Below are 24273 nucleotides of genomic sequence, written 5' to 3'. Positions count from 1 at the left end.
AAGGTTGAGTGTAATTGAAGCAAAAATAATAAATCTAAAAGTACGAATCTAACGAAAAGTATTTAATTTTATACCCGTTGTGCATTTTGATTACTAAATAATAAAGTTGTTCATTTCATTGAAAATCAGTAAATTGTTTTAACTACAAAACATTTACAATGAACAACTTACTTGCAAATTACGAAAGAATATTGGAAGTTCTACGAAAAATATCAACTGATACACTTTTAATTTATCAACGTAGAAGACCTAAACTTTTTGATTTAGAACTCATAAGTCTTGTCTTAACAGCTGAATTTATGGGTATTGATAGTGAAAATCATTTATTTCGAAATCTTCCTAATGCGTTAAGTTGTAAAATTGAGCGTAGTATTTACAATCGTAGAAAACGTAGATTATCAGAGCAAATTAATAGTATTCGCCTCAAATTAGCGAAAGAATTTAATGAATTTGAAAATTGTTTCATCGTTGATAGTATGCCGTTGGAAGTGTGTAAAATAGCAAGAATTAATCGCTCGAAAATTTGCAAAGAACATCAGTATAGTGCACCAAATAGAGGTTTTTGTGCTTCTCAGCAAATGTCTTTTTATGGCTATAAACTTCATGCTATTTGTTCTTTAAATGGTGTTTTCCAGAGTATTGATATCAGTCCCGCATCTGTTCATGACATTCATTTTTTGAAAGATGTTAAAACTCAAATGTATGATTGTTTGCTACTTGGGGACAAAGGTTATTTGTCGCAAACAATTCAAATTGACTTATTTAATGAAGCTAATATTCGATTAGAAACACCGAAAAGATCCAATCAAAAAGAGTATAAACCTCAGTTTTGTCCATTCAAAAAGTATCGAAAAAGAATTGAAACGTTATTTTCTCAACTATGTGATCAGTTTATGATTAGACGAAATTATGCAAAGACTTTCGAAGGGTTTAAAACCAGAATTTTAGCTAAAATTACTGCTCTTACTGTGGTTCAGTACATTAATAAAACATACTTTAATCGAAATATTAATAATCTAAAAACCCAAATTATTTAAAATGCACAACGGGTTAATTTTATATAAAATGATAAAGACTAAGATGATTTAATTTTTTTTTATGATGAATACAGAAAGCCCTTTTTTTATTTTATCCTTATTATTTGGTCTAATATTTATAATTATGGGAATTGTACAATTAATTTTTCCTGCAAAAAATATTAATCCATTATATGGTTATAGGTCAAACTTATCAATGAAAAATATTGAGAATTGGAATTTTGCACAAAAATATTCCAGAAAAATTATGTTTTATTTTGGAGTAATTTTTTTATTAATTGCCTTATCAGGACTTTTATTTGAAATAAATTACATCTTTGCTTCAATTATTTCACTAGGTTGTATGACTACCTTTTGTTTTTTAACATTCGTTTTGACAGAAAAAAAATTAAAAAAAATTAAAAAAAATGAATAGATTTAATTCTTAAAATTATAACCATTATATTTGCCAATAGTATGGAAAATTTTGTTGTTTCAGCCAGAAAATATCGCCCGCTAAATTTTGAAGATGTAGTTGGACAAGCGTCTATTACAAATACTTTGGAGCAAGCGATAAAGTCAAATCAATTGCCGCAAGCTCTTTTATTTTGTGGACCAAGAGGTGTTGGAAAAACAACATGTGCTCGAATTTTAGCACGTAAAATCAACGAAGAAAATGGAGTAGAAGGCGATCAAGATTTTGCTTTCAATATTTTTGAGTTGGATGCGGCATCTAATAATTCGGTTGACGATATCAGAAATTTAATCGATCAAGTGCGTATTGTTCCTCAAATAGGGAAATATCGTGTCTACATCATTGATGAGGTTCATATGTTGTCAACAGCTGCTTTTAATGCATTTCTGAAAACGTTAGAAGAGCCACCAGCGCATGCTATTTTTATTTTGGCAACTACAGAAAAACATAAAATTATTCCTACGATTCTTTCTCGTTGTCAGATTTATGATTTCAAACGAATTGGAGTTGAAGATATCAAAGGACATTTGAAAAATGTTGCTGAAAAAGAACAGGTAACTTTTGAAGATGATGCATTACATTTGATTGCTCAAAAAGCAGATGGTGCGTTACGCGATTCATTGTCAATCTTTGATAGAATGTCAACTTTTACCAATAAAAATTTGACCTATTCTTCAGTAGCAGAAAACTTGAATGTATTAGATTACGATTACTATTTCAAGATGACAGACGCGTGTTTGGAAAATGATATTCCGCAAGCGATGTTGCAATTGAATGATATTTTGAACAAAGGTTTTGATGCACATTTATTTATTTGTGGTTTGGGTGCTCATTTTCGTGATTTATTAATGGCGAAAACAGCTAATACAGTAAGTTTATTGGAAGTAGGAGAGCGTATAAAAGCAAAATATTTGGAGCATGCGCAAAAATGTTCAGCAACGTTTTTATTTGGAGCAATTGAAATTTGTAATGAGGCAGATTTAAACTACAAATCGAGTAAAAATCCACGTTTAACAGTTGAAATTGCATTGATGCAATTGGCTTCGTTAACGGCAGAAGAAAACGGGCTTAAAAAAAAAAGTATAGGATAGTTCCGCCAACGTTTTATTTTTCTGAACAACAAACTTCTAAAATTGAAGTTCCTCAAATTCAGCAAAATAATTCTATTCCTCAAAATGGGCAAACTTCACAACAGGTAAATACGCAACACGTTAAAACTTCGATTTCAGAAGAAGTCAAAGAATATACGCGTGCTTCAAAACCAATTAGAACAAATGGTAATTCGTCGTTTAGTCTTAAGATGGCTTTGCCTGGAGCAAAAGTAGAAGAACATCAAGAGGAGATTTTACGAAATGATTTGCCTCGAGAAAAGTTTACATTGGATCAAGTAAAAGAAGGCTGGAAAAGATTTTTGGATCGATTAAAAATCGAACATAATATTCCGTCCTATAATGCTTTGATGACAACTGAACTTGGCTTGGAAGGTGATGAAATTATTTTCGAATTTACTTCTCATTCATCGGAACAAGAATTTGAGGAATACCGTGATCGAATCAGAAATAGTTTGAGAGCATTCCTTAAGAATCACTATTTTAGTATTCAAATTAAGTTTTCTGAGAAGGAAGCAACGAATCATATCTTATCAAACAAAGAAAAATTTGAGAAATTATCAGATAAAAACCCGATTTTGTTAAAATTAAAAGAAGAATTTGGTTTAGATTTGTATGATTAATGAAAGTTTCTTATTAAACTTGCAATAAATTTTTATAAATAATGAAAAAAGTTCTTTTAGGGATTTTTGTTGTTGCGTCGTTAGTGTCTTGTAACAAAGGAAAATCTGTAGACAAATTAGAAAGCGAAGATCAAAAAGCTTCTTATGCTTTCGGAACTGGTCTTGGTGAGCAAATCAAAGGTCTTGGAGGACGTTTAGTTGAAACTGATAGTATCAACTACGATCAATTAGAAAAAGGGATCCGCGATTACTTAAAAGCAGGTAAAGAAGGTAGAGAATCTTACGCGATTGGTCAACAAGTTGGTCAGCAAATTGAGACGGTTATTAACCAACAACAATTAGATCAAATGGACAAGGATATTATTGTTCAAGGGATTATGGATGTTGTACGTCACAAAAAATTGTTGATTACACAAGAAGCGGGAATGGGAATTTTAGATACGTATGCAAAAAATCACCAACAAAACTTGGTTAAGAAAAATGCAGACGAGTCTAAAAAATTAGTAGACGAGAAGAAAAAAACTTCTGGTGCTAAAACAACTGCTTCTGGATTAGTTTATGTTGTAGAAAAAGAAGGAACAGGTGCTAAACCAAACATTAATAGTATTGTTAAAGTAAAATATACTGGTAAAATTTTAGCTACTGGTAAAACTTTTGACAGTACAGATAAAAACCCTGAAGCTAAAGGAGGTGTAGAATTTCCTTTGAACCAAGTTATTCCAGGATGGTCAGAAGGTTTACAATTAATGTCTAAAGGATCTAAATACAAATTCTATATTCCAGCTAACTTAGGTTACGGTGAAATGGGAGCTCCTGGAGGACAAATTGGACCAAACCAAGCATTAGAGTTCGAAGTAGAATTAGTAGACTTTAAAGAAGGTCAACCAGCGCCACAAGGTCAACCAGGTGCGCAAGGAGGACAAGGTTTATCTGAAGAGCAAATTAAAGAATTACAAAAACAATTCGAAGCTCAAGCACAACAAGGTAAATAATCATCGATTAGATATAACAAAAAAATCCACTCAATTGAGTGGATTTTTTTTATGGATTAATTTTTAAATTATTTCAAATATTTAAAAATTTGATTTGCTTCTACAGAACCTTTTTTGATTGTAACAAGATTTTTATCCTTGTCGAATAAATAAAATGTAGGAATAGAAGTTGGTTGAAAAATTGGACCAAATTCGTAATTAGAATCATATAATAATTCTACATTTTTATTGTTTACAAAATTAGATGCGTGCTCTTTTAGGAAAGGGATAGCGTCTTTTGCTTCGTATTCAGAAACCAAAATAATCTGAGTGTTTTTTAAATGTTCTTCGTAATTATTGCTAAAATGATTCAAGGCTAATTGGCAGTGAATACATGTTGGCGAATATAAAACGATTAACGTTTGTTTTCCTTTTTTGATATCTTTTGAACTGAAAATTCCTTCGGATTGCATTTTTACAAAAGAAAATTCTGGAATAGATTTTAGCGTATTTTCTGTTTGTGCAAATGTAAAAATCGAACAAAAGAATATCAATAAAGCAGTAATTTTTGTTTTCATGTTTTAAGAAAAATTTTGACGAAAGTTAGTCAATTCTATCCAAAATAAAAACGACAGTTTATAAAACTGTCGTTTTCCTATTAAATAAATGCTAAAAATATGTTTAACTCTGAGAAAATTAGAATTTGAAATTTACTTGTGCAGCCATATTAAATGGATCGATTTGGTTGATGTAACCTCCACGGAAGTAAGAATTGTATCCTAACTGATCTGTAATGTTATTAAAGAATAAACGGAAGTCAAATCTTTTCATAGAATATCCAACTTGCGCATTTAATGTATAATAATCTGGCAATAAGAAAGGTTTGCTTCCTCCGTAGAAATTACCATGAGCATCACGATCTAAACTTTGTTCGTTAGATGGTCTTGAACCTACGTAGTAAACACCAGCAGAAACAGTGAAACCATTCAAGAAATTATTTTCAATAAATTTATATTGAACCCAAGCATTTGCTGTATTGTAAGGCGCATTAGATGGTCTTGAATCTTCTACATATTGAGGAGAATCGTGGTAACCAGCATCTAAGTATGCATATCCTAACATAACTTGTAAGTTTGGTAATGGACGACCAGCAACTTCAAACTCGATACCTTTACGTCTCAAATTACCAGCTTTTTCGTATAAACCAGTTGCTGTTTGATTTTCGTATGTTTCGAATGTTAAGTTATCGTTGTTCATGTTGAAGTAAACTACGTTTGCACGTAAACGGTCGTTGAACCATTGTGTTTTAACACCAACTTCTACTTGATCTGTAACAGAAGGTCCAGCTTTGCTTCCATCAGTCATAATGTTTAAAGCAGAGCGTAAACTTGTGTTTGTTGCATAAGTAATGTAAGCATTTACATTTCTCCAAGGAGAAACAACTAAACCAACAACAGGATCTACAACACCATCGTGGTTATCGATTAAATAGCTATAACGTAAACCTCCAACAAATGTGATTAAATCTTTATAAGAGAAATGATGTTGTGTCATAAATCCGTAAGAATAACCTCTTGATAGATTTGTTTTGTCTTTGTTCCAAGCTAATTTAGCTTCTTGCTCAGGAGTTAAGTTGATCGAATGGTTAATATCTTTGAAAACATCAATTTGATCAATAGTTCCGATACCATCTGCAGTTCTTGTTTCTAAACGGTTGATTGTATAATCATATCCAGCTTGCCAATTCCATTTGAAATCACCAAATCTCATATCTTTACCAATCAAGTCAATTTGTAAAGTCGAGTTTCTATCATCTCTAAAAGAACGACCTAATCCACGATTACGAATGTTATATTCTGTACTTCCTTTTGGTGAAGCTAACGTTGCTCCTAATTGGTCACTGTTGTAGAAGTTACTAAAGTAAGCAACTCTAGCACTAATATTATTTGTTAACTGTCTTGTAATACGAGCAGCGTAAGAATAGTTTTTGATTTCGGTATTATCGATATCATATCCCATAAATTTATCACCGATATCGTATAAAGCTTCAGTAAAATTATCTCCTAAATTGATAGTTCCACGATCTGGCGTTTTATCTCCTTTGTAATAATCAAACTCAGCAACAAATTCAGTTTTATCATCAATTTTCCAAGCCATAGATGGATTTACATAGAAAGAATTACTGTTAATAACATCTCTATAACTATCTCCATTGTTATATGAACCTGTTAAACGGAAAGCTAAATTTTTATCTTCTGTAACTGTTCGTTGAATATCATATGTAGAACGGAAAGTATTCCAGCTTCCATATTGTGCAGAAATATGTCCTTGGTTAATATAACGTGGCGTTTTTGTTGTAACGTTAATTACACCACCAGCAGAACCTAATCCATTTCCAATTCCTTGTGTAACCGCAGCAGAACCACGAATAACTTGAATAGATTCTACACCAGCCATATCAATAACAGCAGATCCTGTACGGAAATCAGAGTCCATACGAACACCATTTTTTAAGACAGGAACTCCTCTATATCCACGAATAGACATCGATTCGCGAATACCCCCATAATTTCCAAATAACGTAACACCTGGTACATTACGAGTTGCATCCGTGATTGTTTGTGCACCTTGTTCTTCAATTAACTTTTCAGAAATAATTGAAATAGATTGAACTTGATCTTGAGGATTTGCAGGAAAACGTGTAATTGTTTCTAAACCTCTTTGATTCTTGTTACGATCTCCAAAAATTTCAACTTCTTGTAGATTGCTAATTGAATCTTTTTTTTCTTTCGTTGTTTCTTGTGCGAACGCAGTAGAAAAACTTAGTATAGTAAGTGTAGCTAGTAAAAGTTTATTCCTTTTCATATGTTATGTATATTTATTCTAAATAAAATTAATGCTGCAAATTTAATTAGACTTAGTATAAATAAAAAAAAGAAATCGACTGATAGATATCATCTATCAGTCGATTTTGTTAAATATTTTAAGAAAATGGATGTTTACTCGAAAAAAGAGAAGTGTACGTTTCCGTATTTTTTGTGCTGTACAAAGTTTGGATGCTCTTCAAAAGAAATGCTTGAAGGATGTTCTAAAACAAAATTTCCACCTTCTTCTAACCATTGATTATCGATAACCAAATTTGGGATTTTTTTGTAAGTTTCTACATCCAAATCGTAAGGAGGATCAGCAAAAATAATATCAAACTTTTTGATAGGTTGTTTGTCCAAATATTTAATGACATCACTTTTTACAGTCGAGATAACATCATCTAATTTTAATTGTTTCGCTGTTTCGTCCAAAAATTTTACACAACCATAGAAATTATCAACCGAAGTTACTTTTTTTGCTCCACGCGAAGCAAACTCTAATGAAATACTTCCTATTCCAGAGAATAAATCTAAAACGGTAATTTCGTCGAAATACCATTCGTTGTTTAAGATATTAAATAAAGCTTCTTTCGCGAAGTCTGTTGTTGGGCGCACCGGCAAGTTAGTTGGTGCTGTGATTCTTTTTCCTTTTAATGTTCCTGAAATGATTCGCATTCGAATAATTTATATAATGTAAAATATTGCCCAAGTTGTTTGTCTGCTTCGTTAAACGAAATATGACGCACATATTTTTGTAAAGTTTCGTAAAAATCTGGCGAATTTAAGATATCACCAAAAGCATATAACGAAACGGTATTTGGACTAATATTTAATTGATTTAATGTATACAAAATGTAAAACAAAAAGTCTTCTTTCGTTTTTGTTTCAAATAGATTATAAAAAATAAATTCTCCATTGCTCAACACGCAAACTTCTAATTTTTGATGCATTAAATTGATATAAATTTCATCGTTTTTAGAATTAATCATTCCATAATCTACCAAGAATTTGCCCGAATGATACAAACGTGCATTTTGCAAATTCGGTAACGAAAGCAAAATATCTTTTAGCGGATAATGAATATTGTAGATAATTGAAGCATCTACATTTTCCAAAGGACAATCGATTGCTAATTTTACAGGACTATAGTTAGAAAGTGATAACAATTCCTCGAAAGGTTTGTGCGCAAAGAGATTTGGAACAACATTTACAGTTGTCGACAAAAAACAAATATGCACATAATCATATTCTTGTAGCAAAGTCAAATTAGAACGCAATTCATGTTCAATCTCAATTTCCGTTTTGTTAAGATTTGTAAAATCTACCGAATAGTCATACACATCCGAGTACGAAGTCGTTTCTCCGTCGGTTGTTTTGGTAATATAACTAAGCATATCGTGAGATAGTAAAATCGCTAACGAATGTTGAGTTGTTTTTGACATAAATTTTTCTTTATCCTTGAATTTTTAACTCGTTGATTAAGATATATATTAATCCTAATGAAATCAAAAATAACAAAATTTTGAAAGCAATCTTCATACAGAAAATTTATTTTAGCAAAGATACTATAATTATTTTGTTGATTAAAGAAGCATTTCAGCCGAATCTATTTTAAATTTACAGAAATTTGAAATTAAAAATTGTGAAAAAAATAGCCGTAATTCCAGCTCGTTATGCAGCAACACGTTTTCCAGGTAAATTAATGCAACAATTGGGCGATAAAACTGTGATAAAAATGACGTACGAAAATGTTGTCGCAACCAATTTGTTTGACGATGTTTTTGTGGTGACAGATTCTGATTTAATTTTTGATGAAATTGTTTCGCACAATGGAAAAGCAATTATGAGTATCAAAGATCACGAAACAGGAAGTGATAGAATTGCAGAAGCTATACAAGATATAGAATGCGATATTATCCTAAATGTGCAAGGCGATGAACCATTTGTGAACGAAAAAGCTTTGGCAGATATTTTATCCTCTTTTGATAGTGAATTAGGAAAAACTGTAGATGTGGCGACTTTAAAAGAATCCATAACAAAAGAAGAAGATATTAACAATCCTAATTTTGTAAAAGTAGTCACTGATATCAATGATTTTGCGCTTTATTTTTCGCGTTCATCAATTCCATTTGCACGTGAAACTAATTTTACACCAAATTATTTTCGTCATTTAGGGATTTATGCATTTAGAAAAGAAGCCTTGTTGAAGTTTTCAACACTTGAAATGCGTCAAAATGAGCGTGCAGAAAAATTAGAACAATTACGTTATTTGGAATATGGAATGAAGATTAAAGTGATTGAAACCGAATCGATAGGAGTAGGAATTGATACACCAGAAGATTTAGAGCGTGCAAAAAAGTACTTATCCACTATTGTTAAAAAATAATCTTTAAACTTTTTATGATTTATATTTGCCCTAAAATCAGCTATACTTGACGTGGAAATGAAATAATTAAGTTAATTAATACTTAAAAAAATATTTCGGTATGAATGTTGTTGTAAAATGGAGTAAATAAGTAAAATAGTGATTATGAGTGATTCATGGAAAGAATACGAAGCAGAAGGATTAATTGAAAAAAGATCCTTTTTAGTTTCAAAAGATGGTCTTGTAAAAAAATTATACACAGGACAAGATAAATACAAAATCTTAGAAGGAGCGATTAACAATGGTTATCGTGCGATTTGGGTAACAAAAGCAGACGGAAAACGTACAGCTAAATATGTACATAAAATGGTTGCCGAAACTTTTTTACCAAATAAAGACAATAAAGAATATGTAGTGCATTTGGATCATAACAAATTAAACAACGCAATGGATAATTTGAAATGGGCAACATTGGACGAATGGAAAGAGCACAACAAGGATTTATTTAGAATGATGAAAGGACGTTCTCGTTTAGACAGTATTCCAAATAGTAAGTTGACAGAAGCACAAGTTATTCGTCTGAAAAAGAAATTAATTGATCCAAATAGAAAAACAAAAATTTCTACACTAGCAAAACAATTTAATATTTCTCAAGGTCAGGTTTACCGTATTTTAAGAGGTGAAAATTGGGCTCATATAGAAGTTAAAAAAGACTAAAAGACAATATTTCTTTACAGAACTTTAAATTAGTTTTTATATCTTGTTCGACAGATTGTTAAAAATTAAAAAAGTTCTTATGTCGAAATTGACGTTTAGCGCGCTTATGATTTCATTATTTTCTGTGACTACATTTGCACAAAATGCAGAGAAAATAATCGAAACTCATATTCAAAAAACAGGAGGTGAAGCAGCTTGGAATAATTTGAACAGTATTATCCTAAAAGGAGAAGCCATTATAAATGTTGGAGATTCTTATCCAATGATTGTTTATCATCAACGCCCTTACAACAAAAAAGTAGTGTTTGTGATGAATGGAAAAGAAATCTTGAACGAAGGATATGATGGTAGAATGGGATGGACATACAGTGAAGTTGCTAAGAAAAATGTAGCTGTAAAAGATTATAAACCAGACTCTTTTGATTCGGATATTTTGAAATATAAACAAAAAGGATTTAAAGTAAAATACTTAGGTGTAGATAAATACGATCAAAATAATAGCTGTTACAAAATAGAATTAACAAAAAATACAAATTCTACAATATATTGTTTTGATAAAAATTCGTACGAAATTGTAATGGAAAAAAATAAAGACGAAACACTTTATTACTCTAATTTCAAGACGTATAACGGATTATCTTTTGCCACAAAAGTGGTAGGAAAACCAGTTGATGGAGGAGAATATGTGATAAAATTTAATGACATAAAAATCAACCCAGCAATAGATAAGAAAAATTTTAAATTCTAAATATATAAAAAGTGGTTCATCAAGAATCACTTTTTTATTTCTGTTGATTTATACTGCTTAGGTAGTATAAGTTTTTTACTTTTGTACTCTGAATGAAGAAATTAAAATATGGCTTTAGACTCTATATTTGATCAAAATAAAAAATACGAGAAGAGCTTTTTTCTAAGATTATTAGAGAAAGCAAGAAAAGATTATCCAGATTCAATTTCTTTTATAGATGATCTAATTTCTAAACTTCAAAATAACCCTACATATCGATTAATTTTTCGCGAAGAACTTCAAAATACATTCGGGAAAATCAATTTCGTTAGCTATTTAGTAGATAGTGGAATTCATCTGGAAGATAATTTATTATCCATTTTTCGAAAGAAAATAATGGATTCTCTTTTACCAGATATCGAAGATAATAATGAATTAACTTCTGTGGTAAATGAGATTTTTTATAATTCGAAAAACTTATCAGCAATCCGAATTATTCCAAGAGATCGTTGGCGAAAATTTTTCGAAGTATTGTATCAAGATATCGAACCAGATAATTTTAAAGGAAACGTTAACAATATTCAGAATCAGCTTTTACAAGCAATTTCTATTTTGACGGTTCGTATTACTGGAGGATTTTCGGATAAAGAAATGATGCGTTACAGTAACGAGGTTAATTATCTTGATAATCCATTCTCTAAACTTTCGATGCAGATTAGTAACATTATCGAAAATCCACAAGCTGGCTTTGATATGTTAGAAATCAAAGAAAGTATTTCGAAATGTAAACATTTGTTAAATGATATTTTAACACAAAAAGATTACAAAGGAATTTCATTGAAAGTTGCATCAAAAATCAATCGTTTGCAACAACAATTAGTTCGTTTGCAAACAATTTTAAATAGTTATAATGAACTAAGATTACACGGAATAATTTCTTTCTATAGTCTTGCAACAAAGAAATGGGTTGAATTTTATGCACCAAAGAATTTTATGAGTAATCAGTTAGGTTCTACGGTTTATTTAATCACTTTCTTAGTTACTTATCATAATGGTAAGACAGGAGAAAAATATATTACGCAGACAGCCAAAGAGTATAACAAGATGTTTTGGACAGCTTGTGGAGGTGGTTTTATTGTTTCTTTTTTGTGTTTTATCAAAACCGGAATTGGAAATATACATGATACATCGCCATTGTTTAAAGCATTTTTCTTTAGTATTAATTACGCTGTTGGTTTCTGTACGATTTATTTGACACATATGACGCTTGCTACAAAACAGCCTTCTATGACAGCAGCTCGTTTAGCTCGTTCGCTTGTGCTGACTTCTGGTTCTGAACTGAATGTGAAAGATTTTACAACTTTATTTGCGCAATTAGTAAGAAGCCAAATGATTGCTTTTTTAGGAAATGTTGTTGCAGGTTTTGTGGTTTCATTAGGAATATTTTATTTACTCAACGAAATCTTAGGATTAGAAGTTTTAAAATATTCTAAAGCGTATCATTATTGGGAAGAAGTAGTGATAATGGATTGGCATATTTTTTACTTCGGAGCAATTGCTGGAGTCTTCTTATTCCTTTCAGGATTAATTTCTGGAATTACAATTAATAATCAACGTTTTCATAATATTCCAGAACGTATTTATAATCATCCAATTCTGAAGAAATCATTTTCAGAACGTAGAAGAAGAAGAATTTCGAATTGGTTTGAGAAAAATATGGGAGGAGTTGTCGGTAATGTTGCATTCGGTTTTATGATGGGATGTGCCTTTTTGATTGGCGATTTTACAGGTCAACCTTTCGATATTCGACACATTACTTTCGTTTCAGGAAACTTCGCGATTGGTATTGGAGGAATGGGCTATCATTTTGATATTGGACCAATGATTATAGGTTTTATTGCAATTTTCATGGTTGGTTGGAGCAACTTCTTAGTTAGTTTTATCTTATCATTATTAATGGCAATGCGATCTAATAATATTCCTTTTTATAAGATTTTTACGATGATTTCACATACATTAAAAGCATTTTTCCGAAACCCATTACCATTTTTTATTCCGCCTTTATGGACAAAAAACAAAGAAGAAGCTTAGTTAGAAATGGAAACAAACTTTGAAAAACAATTACGTTACGATAAAGCTTATCTTAAAATGGCTTTTGAATGGGCGAATCTATCCTATTGTGAACGCAAAAAAGTTGGTGCAATTATTGTTAAAAATCGAATGATTATTTCTGATGGTTACAATGGTACGCCAAGTGGTTTTGAGAACAAATGCGAGGACGAAGCAGGGAATACAAAATGGCATGTTTTGCACGCCGAAGCAAATGCAATTCTAAAATGTGCAACGTCTACACAATCTGCAGAAGGAGCGACATTGTATATTACACTTTCGCCTTGTACAGATTGTAGCAAACTTATTTTGCAAGCAGGTATAAAGCGCATCGTTTACATTCAACAATACAAAGATCTTTCTGGGTTAGAGTTTTTAGAAAAATCAGGAATTACAATTCGACAAATTACGGAAGAAGAATTATACAGTTAACATTTCAATGAGAAGTTTTTTCAAGGTTATTAATATCGTATTAGTTGTGATGATTATTTTCTTAATCGGTTTTATGGTTGGGAAAAAATACGACTTTGCGTTCGATGAAAACAAGGATATTGTAGGTTTGCAATATTCGGATAACGAACAAAAAATTCGTCGATTAGTTTCTTTGATTGACAATGAATATGTGAACGATGTTAATTCGGATAGTTTGGTTGATGATGCGATTCATTATATGGTTGCCAAGCTAGATCCACATAGTACATATATCGACAAAGCTTCTGTACAAAAGGCAGAAGAACAATTGAAAGGTGAATTTGTTGGAATTGGTATTCAATTTCGTACAATGAATGACACCATTGTTGTTGAACGTACATTACCTGGAACGAAAAATTATGGTAAACTAGAGTTTGGAGATCAATTAGTTGCTGCAGATGATCAATCTTTGGTTGCAAAAGATAATAAAACGATTGAAGGTTTATTGAAAGGAAAAAAGGGTTCGGAAGTTAAATTATCTGTTATTCGCGATCAAAAACCAATTTCTGTTACGCTAAATCGTACGATTGTACCAATTCCTACGGTTACTGGAAAACATATGTTAACGAAAGATATTGGTTATCTTAAATTGACTCGTTTTTCCGAAAATTCTGCAAATGAAGTTCACGAAGGTTTACAAAATTTATTGGATCAAGGAATGAAAACTTTGGTGTTTGATTTACGTGGAAATCCAGGTGGAATCATGCATATTGCCGAAGAGATTGCCGATGAATTTTTAACGAAAAACGAATTGATTGTTTACACACAAGACAAACAAAAACGTAAAAAATATATTTACGCTACAAATAAAGGTCTTTTCGAACAAGGAAAAATTTACGTCTTAATGGACGAAAATTCTGCTTCTTCGAGTGAGATTGTTGCGGGAGCGTTACAAGATTATGGACGCGGAATTATCGTTGGTCGTCGTTCGTTTGGTAAAGGTTTGGTGCAACGCGAGATTAATTTAGGCGATGATACCAAAGTTCGTTTGACTGTTGCTAATTATTACACGCCTTCTGGTCGATCTATTCAAAAACCATTTGATAAAAAAACAGCGAAATATAGTGACGATTTATACAAACGATTAAAGTCGGGTGAATTATACAGTAAAGATTCAATCAAAATCAATAAAGATTTAGAGTTTACAGCACCTTCAGGTAAAAAAGTCTACGGCGGTGGTGGAATTATTCCTGATGAGTTTGTTGCATTAGATACAAATTCGGTTTCGAATTGGTTGTATTATAATCAAGATACAAATTATTTTAATGATTTTTTATTCAAGAAAATTTATTCAATTCACGATTTTTTCATGTTTCATAACGAAGCAATTTATTTGAAATATTTCAGTGCTGGAATGTATAGAAATGAGTTTTTAGGTGTTTTAGGAATTCCTTCAAATGAGTTTAACCCTGTCTTTTCAACAACTGTTGATAACTACATGAAAGCCACAATTGCTGGAACTTTATATGGTTCGCGTGCATTTTATCAAGTTTGGATGCCCGAAGATGAAATGATAAAGCGTATTTTTGAACTTGAAAAAATAACGAAGTAAATGCTGTGGAAAGATGCTTTGTATGACTATCAAATGTATCTGAAATTAGAAAAAAGAGTTTCTGCCAATACAATTGAAGGTTATCTACGCGATATTCAAAAATTAATTAATTATTCTGATAAACAACCTTTAGATTATTCACAAGATGATTTGAGGGATTTTGTACACGATTTTGCATCGAGTGAATATAGCGTGCGTTCGCAAGCGCGTGTGATTTCTGGCTTGAAAAGCTTTTTTGGGTACTTACAACTCGAAGATTTTAGAGAAGATAATCCAACTTCTTTGCTCGAAACTCCAAAAATAGGAATGAAACTTCCTGATGTGCTTTCTGAAAAAGAAATTGATAAAATGATTGAAGTAATTGATTTATCAAAACCAGAAGGACAGCGCAATCGTGCGATTATAGAAGTGCTTTATGGATGCGGTTTGCGTGTTTCGGAATTGATAAATCTCAAAATTTCTGATCTTTTTTTTGATGATGGTTTTATTCGTGTCATTGGGAAAGGAAACAAACAAAGACTGGTTCCGATTAGCGATTATACGATAAAATATATTAACTTGTACAAAGAAAGTATTCGTATTCATCTTCCTATACAAGCTGGTTTCGAAGATTTTTTGTTCTTAAATAGACGAGGTAAAAACCTTACACGTGTGATGATTTTTACAATCGTGAAAGAATTATCGATAATTGCTGGAGTTAAAAAAACAATTAGTCCGCATACATTTCGCCATTCTTTTGCGACTCATTTATTGAAAAATGGAGCAGATCTTCGTGCAATTCAGTTAATGTTGGGACACGAAAGTATTACGACGACTGAAATTTATACGCATGTTGATCAAGAATTTATTCGAGATGCGATTATCAAATTTCATCCAAGAAATAAATAATAATCATTAACCTAAAAAGATGATAAAATCGTTTAAATTTTGTCCAAATTGTGGACATTCTATCGATCATTTTGATTTTAGAAAAATGTCGTGCAACAATTGTGATTTGGTTTATTATCAAAATGTGGCAGCTGCTGTGGCGGTTATTCTAAAAAAAGAAGATAAAATCCTTTTTACAGTTCGAAATAGAGATCCAAAGAAAGGAATGTTAGATTTAGCTGGAGGTTTTACAGATCCAAATGAATCGGCAGAAAGAACGTGTCAACGAGAGATTGAGGAAGAATTAGGAATTAAAATTCCATTAGAGAATTTCAACTATTTTTTATCTCAACCTAATACATACGAGTACAAAGAAGTTCCATATAAAACGTGTGATTTAGCGTTTATTGCTGATTTTCCTGACGAAGAAATTACGCTTGAAAAAGATGAAATAGCAGAAGTAAAGTGGGTTTCTATCAACGAAATTAATTTAGATGAAATAGGTTTTGATTCGTTGAGAAAAGTAGTGGAAATTTATATTAATTCTTTGAAATAACTAATGTGATGCGATGTTGAAACGAGTTCAATATGACCTGTATGTCAACCTGAACTTGTTTCAGGTTCTCATCTTAAAAATTAAAACAATGAAAAAAATACTTTTACTAAGCGCGTTATTTTTAACAATTGTTTCATGTAGCACGCAAAATATAGCGGTAGATTATGACCGAGATTTTGATTTTGAAACAAATAGAACGTATTCTTTTACGCAAACAGGAAACTTAGGTTTGAATGATTTAGATTCTGTCAGATTATATTCGTCGATCGAAAAAGGAATGTTGTACAGAGGTTTTCAGAAATCGAATGAAGGGAGTTTAACATTAGAGGTTAAACCAGAAGAGTTTGTTTCGAAACAACAAAATTCAAATGTAGGAATTGGAATGGGAACGGGTGGTTATGGTTTTGGAGGTGGAGTTTCGGTTGGAATTCCGATTATGTCTCAAAAACTAAATCAAAATTATACGATTTCTATGAAGGATGAAGGAAGATTAGTTTGGGAAGGAACCTTGAAAATTCAAATGCCCTTGAAAGCTTCGCCAGAAGTTCGTGCAGCAAATATTCAGAAAGGTGTAACGAAATTGCTACAAAAATTTCCACCTAAAAAGAAATAATAAAAAAGCCTTGAGAAATAAATATCTCAAGGCTTTTTTGTTTTTTATAATTTAAAAATTAATTCGTTTTCTTCTGATTGTTGAAGTTTAGATTTTTGTAAAAGTTTCAACGTTTCGGGTTGATTTGCATTTGCTTTTGCAGCAATTTTATCTAATTTCAATTCATTTTTTGCATAATCTACAATCGTATTCAAAACTTCTGTTCCGTAACCTTTATTCTGAAATTTACGTTTCAGACGAATGTTGATAACTGCGCCGTATTTTGTTTGACGCAAACCTCCCCAGCCAACAAATCGTCCGCTTTTTTTCTCGTGAACACCCCAAAGACCAAAACCATGTTCTTGGTAATGTTTCTCCATATTTTCGATAAAAAACTTCGCTTCGTCTTCAGATTTATATGGTTTTTCGTTGACAATTTTCATCAATTCTTTGTCAGAATTTAATTGAAATAATTCGAATGCATCAATTTCGAAAAACTCTCGTAATACCAAACTTTTTGTTTCGCAAATAACTTTCATTAAAACTTTTTAGTTCTTGCAAAGTTACTTCGATTTAGAGAATAAAAAAAGTCTTACCAATTATGATAAGACTTTTATATTTACTTTTTTGTTGTTGTTTTTGGTTTTGCTGGAGTTGTTGTTTTAGGAGGCGTAGCTGTTGCTTCCGAAACCTTTTGGTTAATCTCTTGTGTTAAGATTTGTCTTTTTAGATTGAAGATTTCTGTATCTTTTTGATCAATCTTAGCATCTAAATCTTTTACTTTTTGCGTTAATTCTGCAACTTGCTTTTCTTTTTCGTTTAATTGAGTATAGAAAAGTTTTGATTTTTCTCCAGAACTATTCAATGCAGAATACAATTCTTGCAAATTAGTATCATGTTCTTTTTGAGCCATTCTAATCATAGCTTGTGCATTTGTCAAAGCTGTATCTTTAATGTATAATTCGCTTTTAGCTTTTGCTAAATCTTTTTCAAGAGTTTCGATTTTCAAATTAGCTAATGTCAAATCTTTAGATGTATTTGATTGATCGTCTAAAGCTCTGTAATAATTAGCTTCCAATTCTTGGTGTTGTTTCTGAGGAACGCAACTTGCAATTGCAAAAAGTGTTAAACAACAAAGTACAATTTTTTTCATTTATATAATCTTAAACGTCTAATTCTAATAAAACAGGACAATGATCTGAGTGCTTTGCTTCTGGTAAAATCGTGGCACGCGTCATATTTTTTTCTAATGTATTACTCACCATATTGTAATCGATTCTCCAACCTTTGTTATTATTGCGCGCATTTGCACGGTAAGACCACCACGAATAATGATGAGGTTCTTTTACAAAATAACGAAAAGAATCAATCATATTACATTCATCAAGAAAAGCAGTCATCCATTCTCTTTCGACAGGTAAAAAACCAGAAACTTTTGCATTACGAACAGGATCGTGAATATCAATTGCTTCGTGACAAATGTTATAATCGCCACAAATCACAATGTTTGGATGAGAGATTTTAAGTTCTTTGATGTAATCTTTAAAATCTTCGCAAAATTGTAATTTAAAGTCTAATCGATCAATATTTGTTCCACTTGGCAAATACAAACTAATTACCGAAACATTGTCAAAATCAAGTCGCAAAACGCGACCTTCTCTGTCAATATAATCTATTCCAGTTCCTATTTGTACATGATTTGGTTTTATTTTCGAGAAAATAGCCACTCCGCTGTATCCTTTTTTCTCTGCTGCATGCCAATAAATGTGATAACCCAATTCCTCAAACGGTTTTGTGTCCACTTGTTCTTGCATTGCTTTTGTTTCTTGAATACATAAAACATCTGGTTGTGCAGCCTCTAACCATTCAACCAAACCTTTCGTCATCGCAGCGCGAATTCCATTTACATTGTAACTGATGATTTTCATAGTTAGCGAAATTACTAAATATTTATGACGGATTGATTTAGAATGATAAATAAAGTGAATATTTTTTGTAACTTTTTAGAAGTTAATGCGTCTATATAATAAAAGACATCTATATGAAATACATTTTTCTTCCAATTTTAATATTCAGTTCGTTAGGATTTGCGAGTTGTTCGGTCGATTTAAATTCTAAATCACCAGCTTCTAATTATTTAGATCGAGTAGAAGCGAGTAGTAATACAGTAACGGAAACGCGTAAAGTTGCTTCTTTTGAAGGAATTGACGTAAGTAGCGCAATAAGTGTTACAGTCGAGGATGGTAATTATAATGGTCAAATTTCGGTTGAAGCGCCAGATAATATTATGAATAGAATCACGACTGAAGTGAAAAATGGTGTTTTGGTGATGAAAATTAATGGAACCATAAACTTGAAAAATTCTTCTATTAAAATTAAATTCCCTCATCAAAAATTACGTTCATTTAATCTTTCTGGTGCAACGAATGTAACCGTTTTACCAACACAAAAAGTAGAAAAAATGGCGGTTGATTTATCAGGAGCAAGTAATTTGAAATTAGATGTAGTTTCTAATTCTATTTCGGTTGATAATTCTGGTGCATCAAGTATGAAAATTTCTGGAAATGTACAGGATTTAAACATTTCAGTTTCGGGAGCTTCTTCATTTGTTGGAAAAGAATTGAAAGCTGCGAATGTAGTTGTTGATTGTTCAGGAGCAAGTTCTACAACAGTTTGGGCTGTGAATAATTTGACTGCTGATAGTTCTGGAGCGAGTTCTGTTCGTTATGTAGACGAAAATAGTTTGAAAACGAAAGTGAGCACTTCTGGAATGTCTTCTATCAAAAGAATAAACTAATAGTTTTTGTTTAAAACTATGATAAGTTAATATTTAGTACTACAAAAAAATCGGATGAATTTCATCCGATTTTTTATATCTATTTTCTTTATTAGAATTGCCAACCTAATGTCAATAAGAATAAATTGTTGTTTAATTTAACTTTTGGAGCATAAGTGTTAGGTAAAGAAACAAATTCATTATTAGTATTAATATAATCTGTTCCACCAATCAATTGTTGATATTTTTGAGTTTGATATTGATAAGCCGCATCTATATAGAATCCACCAAAATCATATCCTAAACCAAAACTTGCACGATTAATATCTCCTTGAAATGCTTTCGATAAAACAGCTGCATTTGTTACAACATTGTTTTCGTTTGCAATATCCATTGTAAAATCTTTGTAAGGAGAAGTTACATAATTATAACCCGCTCTTACTTTGAAACGATCTACACGGTATTCTGCACCAACTCTAACTTCACTTGAATTTTTTACAAAATCATTGATAAAATTATTAGAAGAATTAAAATATTGTGATGGTTTTAATTTTGTATCATTGTTCATGTGGTACGTATAATCAGCACCAAGTGATAAATTTTTACCAACAACAAAACCTAAACTTCCTACAAGGCGACCACCACGTGTCATATCGTAATCAGAAGAATACATATAATAAGAAACTACAGCAGTTCCGTTATTGATGAAGTTTGCTGCATAATAATCTTCCGAAACATTGTACCAAACAGGAGAATGATAAGCCGCTCCTAAACGTACATTGTGATTCACTTTGTAAATAGCACCTAAAGAGAAAGAAAATCCTTGCCCAATTTCACTATATGGAGCTCCATCTGCATTGTATACATAAGTTTTTCCATTGTCGTCATCACGCTCTGCATATTGTTCGTATCCCGAATAGTTAGTTTCGTGGAAGTTTAATCCAAATCCTAAGTAGACTTTGTCGTCATAGCTAGTTCCTAAATTAACAGAGAATTTAGATTTGTATCCATCTATATCTTTAATGTAACCATTGAAAGTTCCATTTGGATTATCAAATTTAATTCCTTCATTTGTTCCAATTGATGAATAATTGTCTAAACGCTGATTAAGATAAGCGACACCAACTGTGAAACGATTCCATTTTGAAGCTTCATTTGCAAAAACAAATGTTCCTCCAAATTGTTGGAAATCAAAATTGCTTTCAGATTCTTTGATATTTGTTCCGAAATTAGTTTTGTTGCTAAAAGTAGAAACACCAGCTGTTACTTGGACATCAGAGTTAATTGCTACTCCTAATCCAGCAGGGTTTTGCTCGACAGAAGTAATGTCACTTCCTAATGCACCAACAGCTCCACCAACACCAATATATTTAGCATTTCCGCTGTTAATATCTTGCGAATATAAATTTATAGCATTTGTAGAATACTGAGTTTCGTATCCTTTGTTCTGTTGTGCAAAAGCCAATGTACCAGCTAAGGTACAAAGGCTTAATAATATTTTTTTCATTTTTATATGATCTAAATCTAGTTATCTTCTTCCTCCACGAGAGCCTCCTCCTGTGCTACTTCCTCGAGAACCACCTCCCATGCTTCCGCTACTCATACTACTACCTCTACTTGGAGAAGGTGTAGAATATGATGGGCGAGAATTGTTCATGCTATTTGTTCTGTCATAGCTTCTCGTTGGTTGTTGATATTGTTGCGCTTCTCGAGTCGGTCTTGTGTTGTAAGTAGGCTGTTGTGTTTGTGCCGGTCTTACTTCGCGAGTTGGACGTGTTGTATTGTTAATTGTATTATCACGAGTTGGTCTTAAACCTGTAGAGATTTGGTTGTTTCTACCATTTAAACTTCCAACAGGACGAGTAGAATTAATCGTGTTATTTAAACGACCACCATTTCTGTAACCTGGTTGAGAATAAATTCCTCTTGGACGATTGTATCCATATCCATATCCATAATAACCAGGATATCCGTACCAATTGTACCATCCGTAGTAACCTCCGTAATATCCTCCGTAGTAAGGTCTATACCAACCCCAACCATAATATCCATAATAACCAGGATATCCGTACCAATTGTTCCATCCGTAGTAACCTCCGTAATATCCTCCGTAGTAAGGTCTATACCAACCCCAACCATAATATCCATAATAACCAGGATATCCGTACCAATTGTTCCATCCGTAGTAACCTCCGTAATATCCACCATACCAAGGATTGTAATATCCCCAACGATATGGATTATAGAAACCTCCCCATCCGTAGCTGTACCAAGGATAGTTGTTCCAGATATTAATTTCTACACCATCATTACGTCCCCAGTCATAATTACTCGATCCGTTATAAGTTAATGTATAGTCGTTGTTTCCAAAATAATTGTAACCACCTAAACCATATCCGTTAATTTTAACTTTGGTTGCTGATTTAGATTGAGTATTATCATTTGTGCTATCAACATCATCTTGGTAATAAAATTGTTCAGCACCATTTCCTTCTGCATCGAAGTATGGACTACCAATTTTTATTTCCCCTTTATTTTCTTGTTCTCCTTGCTCGTTACCATGTTGTAGTTGAGCTTGTTGATAGGTTTTATCTGTTTTCGGATTATAGTAAACTCCGTCGCTTTCGTAACCACTTGGTTGATAAGTCGAACAAGATGAAATTCCTAATGCAGCCACAAGAATTAATGTAGTTGCAGAAATTTTATTAGAAATTTTATAAACTTTGTTCATAATTATAAATTTACATCGTTTGTAATAATTAAATTTGCATAAATTTAAATGCAATTTTTATGCCAAGTAAAGATACGAAACTTATCAACAAATATAAAAGATTATGGCAAAATTAACAACTCGTGCTGAGGATTATTCTAAGTGGTACAATGAGCTTGTTGTAAAAGCAAATTTAGCTGAGAATTCGAAGGTTAGAGGGTGTATGGTGATCAAACCATATGGCTATGCTATTTGGGAAAAACTACAAGCAGAATTAGACAAAAGATTTAAAGAAACAGGTCATCAAAATGCTTATTTCCCCTTATTTGTTCCTAAAAGTTTATTCGAAGCCGAAGAAAAAAACGCAGAAGGTTTTGCAAAAGAGTGTGCGGTTGTAACGCATTATCGATTGAAAAATGATCCTGATAACAAAGGAAAGTTGATTGTAGATCCAGAAGCAAAATTAGAAGAAGAATTAATTGTTCGTCCAACTTCAGAAGCAATTATTTGGAGTACATACAAAGGTTGGATTCAGTCGTACCGCGATTTACCAATTTTGATTAATCAATGGGCAAATGTTGTGCGTTGGGAAATGCGTACGCGTTTGTTTTTGAGAACTGCCGAGTTTTTATGGCAAGAAGGGCATACAGCTCACGAAACAAAAGAAGAAGCAATTGCGGAAGCGCAACAAATGCAAGAAGTATATGCGGATGTTGTAGAGAATTTTATGGCAATTCCAGTTGTAAAAGGAAGAAAGTCAGATTCTGAGCGTTTTGCGGGTGCTGATGATACATATACAATCGAAGCGTTGATGCAAGATGGTAAAGCTTTACAAGCGGGAACTTCTCACTTTTTAGGGCAAAACTTTGCAAAAGCTTTTGATGTTAAATTCGCAAGCAAAGAAGGAAAACAAGAATATGTTTGGGCAACTTCTTGGGGAGTTTCTACTCGTTTGATGGGTGCATTAATTATGACGCATTCTGACGATTTAGGATTAGTTTTACCTCCAAAGTTAGCGCCAATTCAGGTTGTTGTTGTTCCAATTTATAAAACAGAAGAACAATTAGAAGAAATTCGTCAAGTGGTGGATAAATTTTCGTCTGAATTGAAAGCGAAAGGAATTTCGATCAAATTTGATGATGATGATAAAACGAAACCAGGTTGGAAATTTGCTGAATACGAATTGAAAGGTGTTCCTGTACGAATTGCAATTGGACCAAAAGATTTAGAAAAAGGTCATGTTGAGGTTGCTCGTCGTGATACATTAGAAAAACAATTTATTGCGTTGGATAATGTGTCAACTGAGGTAGAGAAATTATTAGAAGATATTCAAACAAATTTATTCCAAAAAGCGTCAGATTTTAGAGATACTCATACAACAGAAGCAACAACTTTTGAAGAATTCAAAGATATTATCGAAAATAAAGGTGGTTTTGTTTCAGCTTTATGGGATGGAACTGAAGAAACAGAAGAAGCTATAAAAAATGCGACGAAAGCAACAATTCGTTGTATTCCTCAAGCTTTTGAAATGCCTACTGAAGGAGTAGATGTTTTCTCTGGAAAACCAGCAAAATACAGAGTTTTATATGCAAAAGCATATTAATTTGCTAAATAATAATTAGTGAAAAAAACTTTCCAAAATAAAAGAATCCGTCTCACAACAAAATTTGAGGCGGATTTTTTATTTCGGTAAAATGTATATTATTTTGGAAAATAGAAAAAGTTGTCCTCTTTAGGCAACTTTCTTTCTTAGATTGTGTGCTAAAGCGT

Annotated in this window: 25 protein-coding genes; 16 read left to right on the top strand and 9 right to left on the bottom strand. The window is 32.0% G+C overall.

What is annotated here, in order from left to right; all coding sequences use genetic code 11:
• Window positions 1-158 precede the first annotated feature (158 nt).
• From G0Q09_RS07190 to G0Q09_RS07170, 5 genes are all read left to right on the top strand, one after another.
• The gene (locus tag G0Q09_RS07190; protein ID WP_219034401.1) at window positions 159-1037 is read left to right on the top strand and encodes an IS982 family transposase; all 879 of its coding nucleotides are present in this window, start codon (window positions 159-161) and stop codon (window positions 1035-1037) included.
• 61 nt (window positions 1038-1098) lie between these two features.
• Complete coding sequence (locus tag G0Q09_RS07185) at window positions 1099-1452, top strand: SdpI family protein (RefSeq protein WP_219034400.1); 354 nt, start codon at window positions 1099-1101, stop codon at window positions 1450-1452.
• A 41-nt stretch (window positions 1453-1493) separates the two neighbouring features.
• Window positions 1494-2582, top strand: a complete 1089-nt coding sequence (dnaX, locus tag G0Q09_RS07180; protein WP_115001827.1) for a DNA polymerase III subunit gamma/tau — start codon at window positions 1494-1496, stop codon at window positions 2580-2582.
• A 209-nt stretch (window positions 2583-2791) separates the two neighbouring features.
• A complete protein-coding gene (locus G0Q09_RS07175; protein WP_115001825.1) occupies window positions 2792-3223 on the top strand; it encodes a DUF8439 domain-containing protein in 432 nt (143 codons plus the stop codon).
• Window positions 3224-3264: 41 nt separating this feature from the next.
• Window positions 3265-4215 carry an FKBP-type peptidyl-prolyl cis-trans isomerase gene (locus G0Q09_RS07170; RefSeq protein ID WP_125349774.1) on the top strand — a complete coding sequence of 317 codons (951 nt, stop codon included), beginning with the start codon at window positions 3265-3267 and terminating at the stop codon, window positions 4213-4215.
• 68 nt (window positions 4216-4283) lie between these two features.
• Here the strand turns inward: G0Q09_RS07170 and G0Q09_RS07165 are convergent, their stop codons facing one another.
• The 4 genes from G0Q09_RS07165 to G0Q09_RS07150 all read right to left on the bottom strand — a co-directional run bounded on the left by G0Q09_RS07165 (window position 4284) and on the right by G0Q09_RS07150 (window position 8503).
• Window positions 4284-4772: a TlpA family protein disulfide reductase gene (locus G0Q09_RS07165; RefSeq protein WP_219034399.1), complete on the bottom strand. Its 489-nt coding sequence runs from the start codon at window positions 4770-4772 to the stop codon at window positions 4284-4286.
• 118 nt (window positions 4773-4890) lie between these two features.
• Complete coding sequence (locus G0Q09_RS07160) at window positions 4891-7059, bottom strand: TonB-dependent siderophore receptor (RefSeq protein ID WP_219034398.1); 2169 nt, start codon at window positions 7057-7059, stop codon at window positions 4891-4893.
• 134 nt (window positions 7060-7193) lie between these two features.
• Complete coding sequence (locus tag G0Q09_RS07155; RefSeq protein WP_219034397.1) at window positions 7194-7736, bottom strand: RsmD family RNA methyltransferase; 543 nt, start codon at window positions 7734-7736, stop codon at window positions 7194-7196.
• Complete coding sequence (locus G0Q09_RS07150; protein WP_219034396.1) at window positions 7712-8503, bottom strand: DUF3822 family protein; 792 nt, start codon at window positions 8501-8503, stop codon at window positions 7712-7714. Before G0Q09_RS07150 ends, G0Q09_RS07155 begins: the two co-directional genes overlap by 25 nt.
• Window positions 8504-8703: 200 nt before the next feature.
• On the opposite strand from G0Q09_RS07150, the gene kdsB reads away from it, so the two are divergent.
• The 9 genes from kdsB to G0Q09_RS07105 all read left to right on the top strand — a co-directional run bounded on the left by kdsB (window position 8704) and on the right by G0Q09_RS07105 (window position 17038).
• Window positions 8704-9447 (top strand): 3-deoxy-manno-octulosonate cytidylyltransferase, encoded by a 744-nt coding sequence (gene kdsB / locus G0Q09_RS07145; RefSeq protein WP_219034395.1) that lies wholly within the window; start codon window positions 8704-8706, stop codon window positions 9445-9447.
• A gap of 144 nt (window positions 9448-9591) precedes the next feature.
• A complete protein-coding gene (locus G0Q09_RS07140) occupies window positions 9592-10143 on the top strand; it encodes an HNH endonuclease (protein WP_038332702.1) in 552 nt (183 codons plus the stop codon).
• Between the two features lie 79 nt (window positions 10144-10222).
• Window positions 10223-10891, top strand: coding sequence for a LolA family protein (locus tag G0Q09_RS07135; RefSeq protein WP_221627915.1), 669 nt, complete (start codon window positions 10223-10225; stop codon window positions 10889-10891).
• Between the two features lie 108 nt (window positions 10892-10999).
• Window positions 11000-12961, top strand: a complete 1962-nt coding sequence (locus G0Q09_RS07130; RefSeq protein ID WP_219034394.1) for a transporter-like protein — start codon at window positions 11000-11002, stop codon at window positions 12959-12961.
• A gap of 6 nt (window positions 12962-12967) precedes the next feature.
• Window positions 12968-13411, top strand: a complete 444-nt coding sequence (locus G0Q09_RS07125) for a deoxycytidylate deaminase (protein WP_219034393.1) — start codon at window positions 12968-12970, stop codon at window positions 13409-13411.
• A gap of 7 nt (window positions 13412-13418) precedes the next feature.
• Window positions 13419-15002: a S41 family peptidase gene (locus tag G0Q09_RS07120; RefSeq protein WP_115001817.1), complete on the top strand. Its 1584-nt coding sequence runs from the start codon at window positions 13419-13421 to the stop codon at window positions 15000-15002.
• On the top strand, window positions 15003-15890 hold the full coding sequence (xerD, locus tag G0Q09_RS07115; protein ID WP_180905186.1) for a site-specific tyrosine recombinase XerD: 888 nt from the start codon (window positions 15003-15005) through the stop codon (window positions 15888-15890).
• 19 nt (window positions 15891-15909) lie between these two features.
• Window positions 15910-16425, top strand: coding sequence for an NUDIX hydrolase (locus G0Q09_RS07110; RefSeq protein ID WP_125349765.1), 516 nt, complete (start codon window positions 15910-15912; stop codon window positions 16423-16425).
• 88 nt (window positions 16426-16513) lie between these two features.
• The gene (locus tag G0Q09_RS07105; RefSeq protein WP_219034392.1) at window positions 16514-17038 is read left to right on the top strand and encodes a DUF4136 domain-containing protein; all 525 of its coding nucleotides are present in this window, start codon (window positions 16514-16516) and stop codon (window positions 17036-17038) included.
• Window positions 17039-17082: 44 nt separating this feature from the next.
• On the opposite strand, the gene G0Q09_RS07100 is transcribed toward G0Q09_RS07105, so the two are convergent.
• The 3 genes from G0Q09_RS07100 to G0Q09_RS07090 all read right to left on the bottom strand — a co-directional run bounded on the left by G0Q09_RS07100 (window position 17083) and on the right by G0Q09_RS07090 (window position 18945).
• The gene (locus G0Q09_RS07100; protein ID WP_115001811.1) at window positions 17083-17556 is read right to left on the bottom strand and encodes a GNAT family N-acetyltransferase; all 474 of its coding nucleotides are present in this window, start codon (window positions 17554-17556) and stop codon (window positions 17083-17085) included.
• Window positions 17557-17636: 80 nt separating this feature from the next.
• Window positions 17637-18170 (bottom strand): hypothetical protein, encoded by a 534-nt coding sequence (locus G0Q09_RS07095; protein ID WP_038332722.1) that lies wholly within the window; start codon window positions 18168-18170, stop codon window positions 17637-17639.
• Window positions 18171-18180: 10 nt separating this feature from the next.
• A complete protein-coding gene (locus G0Q09_RS07090; RefSeq protein ID WP_038332724.1) occupies window positions 18181-18945 on the bottom strand; it encodes an exodeoxyribonuclease III in 765 nt (254 codons plus the stop codon).
• A 113-nt stretch (window positions 18946-19058) separates the two neighbouring features.
• On the opposite strand from G0Q09_RS07090, the gene G0Q09_RS07085 reads away from it, so the two are divergent.
• Window positions 19059-19814 carry a head GIN domain-containing protein gene (locus G0Q09_RS07085; protein ID WP_125349660.1) on the top strand — a complete coding sequence of 252 codons (756 nt, stop codon included), beginning with the start codon at window positions 19059-19061 and terminating at the stop codon, window positions 19812-19814.
• Window positions 19815-19905: 91 nt separating this feature from the next.
• Here G0Q09_RS07085 and G0Q09_RS07080 read toward each other — a convergent pair whose 3' ends face one another.
• Both G0Q09_RS07080 and G0Q09_RS07075 read right to left on the bottom strand, forming a co-directional pair.
• A complete protein-coding gene (locus G0Q09_RS07080) occupies window positions 19906-21300 on the bottom strand; it encodes an OmpP1/FadL family transporter (protein WP_219034391.1) in 1395 nt (464 codons plus the stop codon).
• 21 nt (window positions 21301-21321) lie between these two features.
• Entirely contained in the window at window positions 21322-22524 is a 1203-nt protein-coding gene (locus G0Q09_RS07075) for a hypothetical protein (protein WP_219034390.1), read from the bottom strand.
• A gap of 103 nt (window positions 22525-22627) precedes the next feature.
• Between G0Q09_RS07075 and proS the strand changes: the two genes are divergently transcribed.
• Window positions 22628-24106 carry a proline--tRNA ligase gene (gene proS, locus G0Q09_RS07070; RefSeq protein WP_219034389.1) on the top strand — a complete coding sequence of 493 codons (1479 nt, stop codon included), beginning with the start codon at window positions 22628-22630 and terminating at the stop codon, window positions 24104-24106.
• Window positions 24107-24273: the final 167 nt, after the last annotated feature.

Origin of the sequence: Empedobacter falsenii (assembly GCF_019308355.1) — a bacterium.
GTDB lineage: Bacteria > Bacteroidota > Bacteroidia > Flavobacteriales > Weeksellaceae > Empedobacter > Empedobacter falsenii_B.
This window is presented reverse-complemented; position numbering and strand designations above follow the sequence as displayed.

What these genes read in the sequence shown, in the direction of transcription:
- dnaX (WP_115001827.1), top strand. Translation starts at nt 1,494, where the DNA reads ATGGAAAATTTTGTTGTTTCAGCCAGAAAATATCGCCCGCTAAATTTT.
- xerD (WP_180905186.1), top strand. Translation starts at nt 15,003, where the DNA reads ATGCTGTGGAAAGATGCTTTGTATGACTATCAAATGTATCTGAAATTA.
- G0Q09_RS07080 (WP_219034391.1), bottom strand. Translation starts at nt 21,300, where the DNA reads ATGAAAAAAATATTATTAAGCCTTTGTACCTTAGCTGGTACATTGGCT.
- G0Q09_RS07125 (WP_219034393.1), top strand. Translation starts at nt 12,968, where the DNA reads ATGGAAACAAACTTTGAAAAACAATTACGTTACGATAAAGCTTATCTT.
- G0Q09_RS07105 (WP_219034392.1), top strand. Translation starts at nt 16,514, where the DNA reads ATGAAAAAAATACTTTTACTAAGCGCGTTATTTTTAACAATTGTTTCA.
- G0Q09_RS07090 (WP_038332724.1), bottom strand. Translation starts at nt 18,945, where the DNA reads ATGAAAATCATCAGTTACAATGTAAATGGAATTCGCGCTGCGATGACG.
- G0Q09_RS07175 (WP_115001825.1), top strand. Translation starts at nt 2,792, where the DNA reads ATGGCTTTGCCTGGAGCAAAAGTAGAAGAACATCAAGAGGAGATTTTA.
- G0Q09_RS07130 (WP_219034394.1), top strand. Translation starts at nt 11,000, where the DNA reads ATGGCTTTAGACTCTATATTTGATCAAAATAAAAAATACGAGAAGAGC.
- G0Q09_RS07120 (WP_115001817.1), top strand. Translation starts at nt 13,419, where the DNA reads ATGAGAAGTTTTTTCAAGGTTATTAATATCGTATTAGTTGTGATGATT.
- proS (WP_219034389.1), top strand. Translation starts at nt 22,628, where the DNA reads ATGGCAAAATTAACAACTCGTGCTGAGGATTATTCTAAGTGGTACAAT.
- G0Q09_RS07170 (WP_125349774.1), top strand. Translation starts at nt 3,265, where the DNA reads ATGAAAAAAGTTCTTTTAGGGATTTTTGTTGTTGCGTCGTTAGTGTCT.
- G0Q09_RS07150 (WP_219034396.1), bottom strand. Translation starts at nt 8,503, where the DNA reads ATGTCAAAAACAACTCAACATTCGTTAGCGATTTTACTATCTCACGAT.
- G0Q09_RS07185 (WP_219034400.1), top strand. Translation starts at nt 1,099, where the DNA reads ATGATGAATACAGAAAGCCCTTTTTTTATTTTATCCTTATTATTTGGT.
- G0Q09_RS07155 (WP_219034397.1), bottom strand. Translation starts at nt 7,736, where the DNA reads ATGCGAATCATTTCAGGAACATTAAAAGGAAAAAGAATCACAGCACCA.
- G0Q09_RS07085 (WP_125349660.1), top strand. Translation starts at nt 19,059, where the DNA reads ATGAAATACATTTTTCTTCCAATTTTAATATTCAGTTCGTTAGGATTT.
- G0Q09_RS07190 (WP_219034401.1), top strand. Translation starts at nt 159, where the DNA reads ATGAACAACTTACTTGCAAATTACGAAAGAATATTGGAAGTTCTACGA.
- G0Q09_RS07140 (WP_038332702.1), top strand. Translation starts at nt 9,592, where the DNA reads ATGAGTGATTCATGGAAAGAATACGAAGCAGAAGGATTAATTGAAAAA.
- G0Q09_RS07095 (WP_038332722.1), bottom strand. Translation starts at nt 18,170, where the DNA reads ATGAAAAAAATTGTACTTTGTTGTTTAACACTTTTTGCAATTGCAAGT.
- G0Q09_RS07110 (WP_125349765.1), top strand. Translation starts at nt 15,910, where the DNA reads ATGATAAAATCGTTTAAATTTTGTCCAAATTGTGGACATTCTATCGAT.
- G0Q09_RS07100 (WP_115001811.1), bottom strand. Translation starts at nt 17,556, where the DNA reads ATGAAAGTTATTTGCGAAACAAAAAGTTTGGTATTACGAGAGTTTTTC.
- G0Q09_RS07135 (WP_221627915.1), top strand. Translation starts at nt 10,223, where the DNA reads ATGTCGAAATTGACGTTTAGCGCGCTTATGATTTCATTATTTTCTGTG.
- G0Q09_RS07160 (WP_219034398.1), bottom strand. Translation starts at nt 7,059, where the DNA reads ATGAAAAGGAATAAACTTTTACTAGCTACACTTACTATACTAAGTTTT.
- G0Q09_RS07075 (WP_219034390.1), bottom strand. Translation starts at nt 22,524, where the DNA reads ATGAACAAAGTTTATAAAATTTCTAATAAAATTTCTGCAACTACATTA.
- G0Q09_RS07165 (WP_219034399.1), bottom strand. Translation starts at nt 4,772, where the DNA reads ATGAAAACAAAAATTACTGCTTTATTGATATTCTTTTGTTCGATTTTT.